Here is a 6412-nt window from a genome sequence, read left to right as displayed (position 1 = left end):
AAAAAAAACTTCCAGAAATAATTGAAAAAGAACTATTACTACATCAAGATAAACGAGATAAATATCAAGAAATTAGAGATTGGGTACAAGATGAAACCCGATTTGGATTACATACTATAGAAAGAAAGAAAATAACGCTCACAGGAGTACAACCTCTTGGACTCTATCAATATAAGTATGATTATCTTTGGCTTTATGGCTTAGTAGAACCAATTACAGGCGAAAGTTTTTTTGAAGAATGGTCACATTTAGATAGTGCTTGTTTTCAAAGTTATTTACATTCATTTTCTAAAAAGTATAATAATGAACTTCATTTTGTTCAATTAGATAATGGACGTTTTCATTACAAAAAAGATTTAGAAATACCTGATAATATTATTCTACTTCTTGCTCCGTCTTTGCGCCGAGGAAACCTCGGCGCAGGCGGTGCGCTTTTTCAGCCTCCTTATACTCCCGAAGTAAATCCGATTGAAAGACTATGGAGATATTTAAAAGATCGGTTAGAATGGTATGTCTTTGAAAATCTAGAGTTCCTGAGAATTACTCTTAGTAAGATATTACATAAACTCAATAATTCAATTATTAGTTCGATTACTTGTTATCCATTTATTGTAGATGCTTTATGTGTAGCAAACATTTAGTGATTTGATATAAGATTAACTTCCATGCATTGTCAAGGGAGCGCAAAGCGTTCAGACCCTGTTCGTCTTCAGGAGACCAGGTTTGACCAAGACAGGAACGCGCATCGTTAGGTAATTAGGAAAAACTTTATTTCAAGTAATTATTCGCACTTGATATTACAGTTTTTTTGTGCTAGGTATTAAGCCTGATTGTCACACTGATTACTTTCGCTGAAAGTATAACAAAGTTTTAAGATTCGCCAATATATCTCCTCAATTATTGCTATTTTTGTTTCTGAAAGCAGAGTGAAAAACAATTTTCTGATTCTAGACTAGCAAATACTTGTTTAACATACGATAATTCTGAAATTTAACTAATTTTAGTTTAAAGTATAATTTTTGGACAATTTTTGCAAAATGTAAACCAAAAAACCCTAAAATGTAGCAAATGATACGGAAAGTAAGCTAAAATTCTATATGAAAAATAAAATACTCTCTATCTAAAAATTTTGGATAGAGTACATTGGAGGAAAAAACATGAAACTACATTTTCATGGTGGTACTTATGAAGATCATCATATAGAACTGAAAGTAACGGAAGGACAAGTAGGAGGTCGTTATCGTGGGACTCCTTGGAAAATGCATCGGCTTCTCAAAAGACAGCAACGCCGTAGCGATTCTTCTCAATTAAAATATCGAGGTATTTCTTATAACAAAGAATAAAGCAAAATTGCTGATTTTATCTTTTATCAGTATACTAATAAACTCTATTATATTGGGTGTGAAAAGTTATTAATTATTTAATTCGCACCCTAATTTAATTAAATAATCGTATCTTGAAAAATTTAAAATTAATATTTTAGTAAACACTATGAAAATATCTAAATCTTATATCAACTTTGATAATGAATACCCTTCATCAATTATGGAAATAACAGACAAGCAATTAACAAAAACTTTTTGTAAATGCTCTATAAGTAGTGGCTGCGCTCAAAATATATTACCTTTAGAATCGCAACTTCACAGAAACTACGGCAAGGTTAATCACGGTTATTCCGACATACCCAAAAGATGTCATATTGCTGGAAAAACATATTCTGAAAAGGCATTTAGTATTTTGCAGTATCAGTTAAAAGATCGACAAGCTAGACAAACTCATCTTAGTAATTTAAAACGTAACCTCGAACGCCGTATACAAGCAGCTAAAGCACAGAGAAACAGTTATTTAGTAGATTTATTAACTCAAGAATCTCGCGAAATCGCTTCTTTAGAGTGTTGATATCGATTTGTTTTGGTCTGGTAAGCGATACACTACACGAAGTCTCTCATTAAATTAAACGGAATTCAATTTAATTGTGGGCAAACTCCACAGGGTTTTGATCTCTTCTGTGCTTGAAAGGGATAGCTATACCTTGATTATCTCCTACTAAAGCAGCCGTATCTTCTAAAGATTGCCGTAATCGTTTAGCTGCATAAATTGACATATCACGAGGCACATTAATTCTATCCCTTAAGTATCGTAGAGCAGCATCCGAACCCGCAGGAGGTTGGCAAACTTTCTCCGTCATCATCTGAGTAAGAGAGCAACGTAACGCTTCATCAAATAACTGGTCGTCAGCAGGGTTGACGCGAATAATATTTTTACGATGTTTAATTATCCTTTGGAGAGCTTCAGCGCGAGAATTTGTTGGTTCGGGATAGGTAACATCTGGAAGTCCCAACCAAGGACCATTATCTACCTGTGTTTTATTAATTTTCATTTGCGGTTGACCATTTTCCCAACAGCCTCCCATTTGTGGGGGTAAGTCATGAGCATGGGTGTGAAAGTCACTTTGAGTGCCTCGGTAGGTGCTTCGACTTTCCATAGCATCAAACCAATCAGACAAACGAGGATTTTCTTCTCTTAGAGAATAGCCTTTGTAATAGTAAAGACTGGCATTCATTCTCTCTACATAGGGAGTAAAAACTACATCGGCAGTACTAAAATTATCAAGAAAATAAGACCCAGGAGTTTTTGCTAAAGCTTCTTCTACCATTGCGACAACTCCTTGAAACTGCTCTCGATTACGCTTGTCTGCACCAGGTAGCCTTGCTGGATAGCAAAGCCAAGCGCACCAGGCTCTAAACAACAATCTTTCCAGTTGACGTAAAGGAATAACTAAAGAGTCTGTCATGCCATAATTTAAGACACCATAAACCTGTTCTAAAGCTATCAAAATATCATCGCTTTCGGTGATGATGCGTCCGTCTAGCTTGATAGCTGGTAACATTCCTGACGGTACTATTTTTTTATACCACTGTTCTTTTGTGCCGTAACAGAACATGGTTACTTTCTCAATGCGATAGGGAATTTGTTTTTCTTCTAACCACAACCAAACTTTTTGACAATAAGGACACCAAGCATGGTTATCACGGTACAAAGTTACTCGTATATCAGACTCTTGATTACCAAATAAACGTAGCCTAGCTTGAGAGTTGGTAACTCCGTTGATTCTGTTTATTTTCCAATCTGTTAATTTTTCTAGTTCTTGCCAGCTTAGGGGTTTGGTGGTCATTTAAAGTTAAACAGTAAAGGATAATTAATTTATACAGTAATTTTAAACCATTACTTATGTCGTAAAGAGGACAAAATTATCTTTGTGTTGCCAGCTTGCTTAATGGAATGGCTAAATTATGGAGTTTCGGCTCAATTCGCCAAATTACAAGCAAGGACTAAAAACAAATCAATTGATTACAGAAGGCTAAAAAGTTAAAATTGTACTGAATCCTGTTGGTAAAGGTTAAATATTTTAGATTTTAAAAATCCCCTTGTCCCCGCGTCTCGAAGTCTCCGAGCCAACCTTAAAAGTAAACTTTGTGAATCGGGTTTAGTATTAGAACTTCTGCTACCTTATAAGCCATCTTTGAAAAAGATATCATTGCAGTAAGAAGAAATTACCCAAGGATTTTTATCTTTTAAGAATCCCCTCAACTTCACTCAGCATTCTGAACGAATGATATCTATGAGGTTTGTCAATAAACCAATTCTGCTAACCCCAAAAAATATTATAGAAAAAGCTTGTAAGCAGGATTTTGACTTTCATCCCAGTAAGGGTAGCCTAAAGTATCAAGAAAAGTTTGCCAATCAGACATTTCATCAGGAGCAACTTGCACACCGATCGCAATTCTGCCATAATCAGAGCCATTGTTACGGTAGTGAAATAAACTAATATTCCAGTTAGGACTCATGGAGTTTAAAAACTTGATTAATGCTCCTGGACGTTCGGGAAACTCAAAACGGTAAAGTAATTCATTTTGTGCCAGTGCTGACTTACCCCCTACCATGTGGCGCAGGTGCATCTTAGCCAATTCGTCATCGGTGAGATCGATAGTTTTAAAGCCATCAGCTTCAAACGTAGCAGCAATATTTTCTCCATCAGCACGATTTTGAATTTGTACGCCAACAAAGATATGAGCCTGTTGCTCATCTGCAATACGATAGTTAAACTCGCTGAGGTTATGATTACCCAAACATTCACAAAACTTGCGAAAACTACCTCTTTCTTCAGGAATCTTCACCGCAAAAATCGCTTCTCTTCTCTCCCCAAATTCCGCTCTTTCTGCTACAAAGCGCAAACGATCAAAGTTCATGTTTGCGCCACAAGCAATAGCGATTAGGGTTTTACCCGTAATACTTTTTTGTTCGACATAAGCTTTTGCTCCAGCAATGGCTAATGCTCCAGCAGGTTCTAAAATAGAACGAGTATCTTCAAAGACATCTTTGATCGCAGCGCAGGTGTCATCTGTATTCACAAGAATAATTTCATCTACATACTTTTTAGCTAAACGAAACGTTTCCTCTCCTATTTGTTTAACTGCTACTCCATCAGCAAATAAGCCAACTTGAGGTAATGTTACTCTTTTCCCTGACTTTAAAGACTGCGACATCGCATCAGAATCTACAGGCTCAACTCCAATGATTTTAATTTCTGGACGCAGCCGTTTTACATAAGCAGCAATCCCTGCAATTAAACCACCACCACCAATAGCAATAAAGATTGCATCAATAGGCTGTTGATATTGTCGTAGTATTTCCATCCCTATCGTACCCTGTCCTGCAATGACATCGGGATCGTCAAAAGGATGAATAAAGGTTAAATTTTTACTAATGGCTAGCTCTTTGGCGTGGGCGCAAGCATCATCATAGGTATCTCCATGTAATACTACCTGTCCACATCGCATTTTTACTGCATTTACCTTAACTTCAGGTGTCGTTACAGGCATCACAATAATAGCAGTTGTTCCCAATTGACTGGCAGCTAACGCCACTCCTTGAGCATGATTTCCCGCCGAAGCTGCAACAACTCCCTGTTTTAACAAATTAGGGGATAATTGCGCCATTTTATTGTACGCACCCCGCAATTTAAAGGAAAAAACTGACTGCATATCTTCTCGTTTTAGCAACAGTTTATTTTGTAATCTGTTGGATAAATTGGGAGCGTATTCTAAAGGAGATTCTTGTGCAACATCGTAAACACGGGCGTTTAAGATTCTCTCCAAGTAATCGGAGTTCATCGGCAAGTTTAGTTAAGGTATGATAAATGCAAATTTTTCTATTATACAAGTTATGGTCTGGTTCAACTTTTGAGAAAGCATTATTTTATCGAGGCAAATGTAAAAAAGTAATGCTTCAACGTTTACTTAAACATTTATTCGATTAAACAGATGGACAATCTGAATTATTGGACTATACATTAACAAGAACAATATCTTTCTTTTGATAAAAAGACAAGTTAAAACAAGTCTTGTCATACTGACAAAAAAAGTTGATGAATAAATTTATGTCTGAAGCATTAAATGAGGCGTACAAAGGGCTTGAAGAGCGAGGAATACCTATTGGCTCAGTTGTCGTCAAAAATGGGGAAATAATTGGGCGGGGTCACAATAGAAGAATGCAAAGAAACAGTGCTATTCTTCATGCAGAAATGGATGCTTTAGAAAGTATCGGTCGTCAACCAGCATCTTTTTATTCAGATATAGTTCTCTACACTACACTCTCTCCATGCAGTATGTGTAGTGGCACAATTCTCTTGTATAAAATTCCTCATGTTGTGATTGGAGAAAATCGCAATTTTCTGGGAGAAGAAGATTTATTGAGAGATAGAAAAGTGATTGTTGAAGTTCTCGACGATCGAGATTGCTTTGAGGTAATGAGAAATTTTATACTGTCTAAGCCTTTGCTATGGAATGAAGATATTGGAACTTAAGTAATTCACAAACTCAAGTTTGTACCTCTGAATTGTTTTTGAGAATAGAACCCAGAAGCCAGTAAATCAAAGCAGCAGTAATAATGCCGTTAATTGGTTTGATTCCAGGGGAGAAATAAGCAGTTGCACTGGCTAGGGCATAAGCAACTACTCCAGCCCAATTGAAATTCTGTTGTTTTTCTTCAAAGGAAGAAAATTCACCTTGACGATATAGCCAAAAGTCCGCCATGATGACACCACCAATAGGAGGTATAAAAGTTCCCAGTAAAATCAAATAAGGCACTAATGCCTCATAAATACCACCTATGGCTAAAACAAGAGCAAAGGTAGCACCGCCCAGAACAAACAAAGTTCGTTTGCTAGTACGAAACATATGCGCCCCTGCAACTGAAAAAGCATAGATTGTATTATCCTGAGTCGTCCACATATTCAGGAAAAATAGCATCAAGCCCCAAAATAGTAAACCTTGTTGAGCCATCACTTGAACGATATCTTCGTTGCCATAAACCAATGCACAAAAAGCACCACTAAAGATTAGACCTCTTG

Annotated in this window: 7 protein-coding genes; 4 read left to right on the top strand and 3 right to left on the bottom strand. The window is 36.5% G+C overall.

Features of this window, described 5'->3' with window-relative positions; genetic code table 11:
• From H1P_RS29850 to H1P_RS29840, 3 genes are all read left to right on the top strand, one after another.
• Positions 1-641 (top strand): transposase (locus H1P_RS29850; RefSeq protein ID WP_186376229.1); only part of this gene is annotated, 641 nt, incomplete at its 5' end.
• Positions 642-1157: 516 nt separating this feature from the next.
• Positions 1158-1343, top strand: coding sequence for a DUF4278 domain-containing protein (locus tag H1P_RS29845; protein WP_144874596.1), 186 nt, complete (start codon positions 1158-1160; stop codon positions 1341-1343).
• A gap of 148 nt (positions 1344-1491) precedes the next feature.
• A complete protein-coding gene (locus H1P_RS29840) occupies positions 1492-1899 on the top strand; it encodes a hypothetical protein (protein ID WP_144874594.1) in 408 nt (135 codons plus the stop codon).
• A gap of 70 nt (positions 1900-1969) precedes the next feature.
• Here the strand turns inward: H1P_RS29840 and H1P_RS29835 are convergent, their stop codons facing one another.
• Both H1P_RS29835 and ilvA read right to left on the bottom strand, forming a co-directional pair.
• Complete coding sequence (locus H1P_RS29835) at positions 1970-3175, bottom strand: glutathione S-transferase family protein (RefSeq protein ID WP_144874591.1); 1206 nt, start codon at positions 3173-3175, stop codon at positions 1970-1972.
• Positions 3176-3665: 490 nt separating this feature from the next.
• Positions 3666-5174, bottom strand: coding sequence for a threonine ammonia-lyase, biosynthetic (gene ilvA, locus H1P_RS29830; protein ID WP_144874589.1), 1509 nt, complete (start codon positions 5172-5174; stop codon positions 3666-3668).
• Positions 5175-5428: 254 nt separating this feature from the next.
• Here ilvA and H1P_RS29825 point away from each other — a divergent pair, with 254 nt between their 5' ends.
• Positions 5429-5866 carry a nucleoside deaminase gene (locus H1P_RS29825; RefSeq protein WP_144874587.1) on the top strand — a complete coding sequence of 146 codons (438 nt, stop codon included), beginning with the start codon at positions 5429-5431 and terminating at the stop codon, positions 5864-5866.
• Between the two features lie 13 nt (positions 5867-5879).
• Here the strand turns inward: H1P_RS29825 and H1P_RS29820 are convergent.
• Positions 5880-6412 (bottom strand): cytosine permease (locus H1P_RS29820; protein WP_186376228.1); only part of this gene is annotated, 533 nt, incomplete at its 5' end.

It is taken from the genome of Hyella patelloides LEGE 07179, from assembly GCF_900659865.1.
Classification (GTDB): Bacteria; Cyanobacteriota; Cyanobacteriia; order Cyanobacteriales; family Xenococcaceae; genus Hyella; species Hyella patelloides.
Note: the sequence above shows the minus strand (reverse complement) of the source record. Positions and strands in the feature narration are given on the sequence as shown.

Excerpts from the sequence above, each read along its gene's own strand:
- H1P_RS29825 (WP_144874587.1), top strand. The coding sequence starts at position 5,429 with ATGAATAAATTTATGTCTGAAGCATTAAATGAGGCGTACAAAGGGCTT.
- H1P_RS29840 (WP_144874594.1), top strand. The coding sequence starts at position 1,492 with ATGAAAATATCTAAATCTTATATCAACTTTGATAATGAATACCCTTCA.
- H1P_RS29845 (WP_144874596.1), top strand. The coding sequence starts at position 1,158 with ATGAAACTACATTTTCATGGTGGTACTTATGAAGATCATCATATAGAA.
- ilvA (WP_144874589.1), bottom strand. The coding sequence starts at position 5,174 with ATGAACTCCGATTACTTGGAGAGAATCTTAAACGCCCGTGTTTACGAT.
- H1P_RS29835 (WP_144874591.1), bottom strand. The coding sequence starts at position 3,175 with ATGACCACCAAACCCCTAAGCTGGCAAGAACTAGAAAAATTAACAGAT.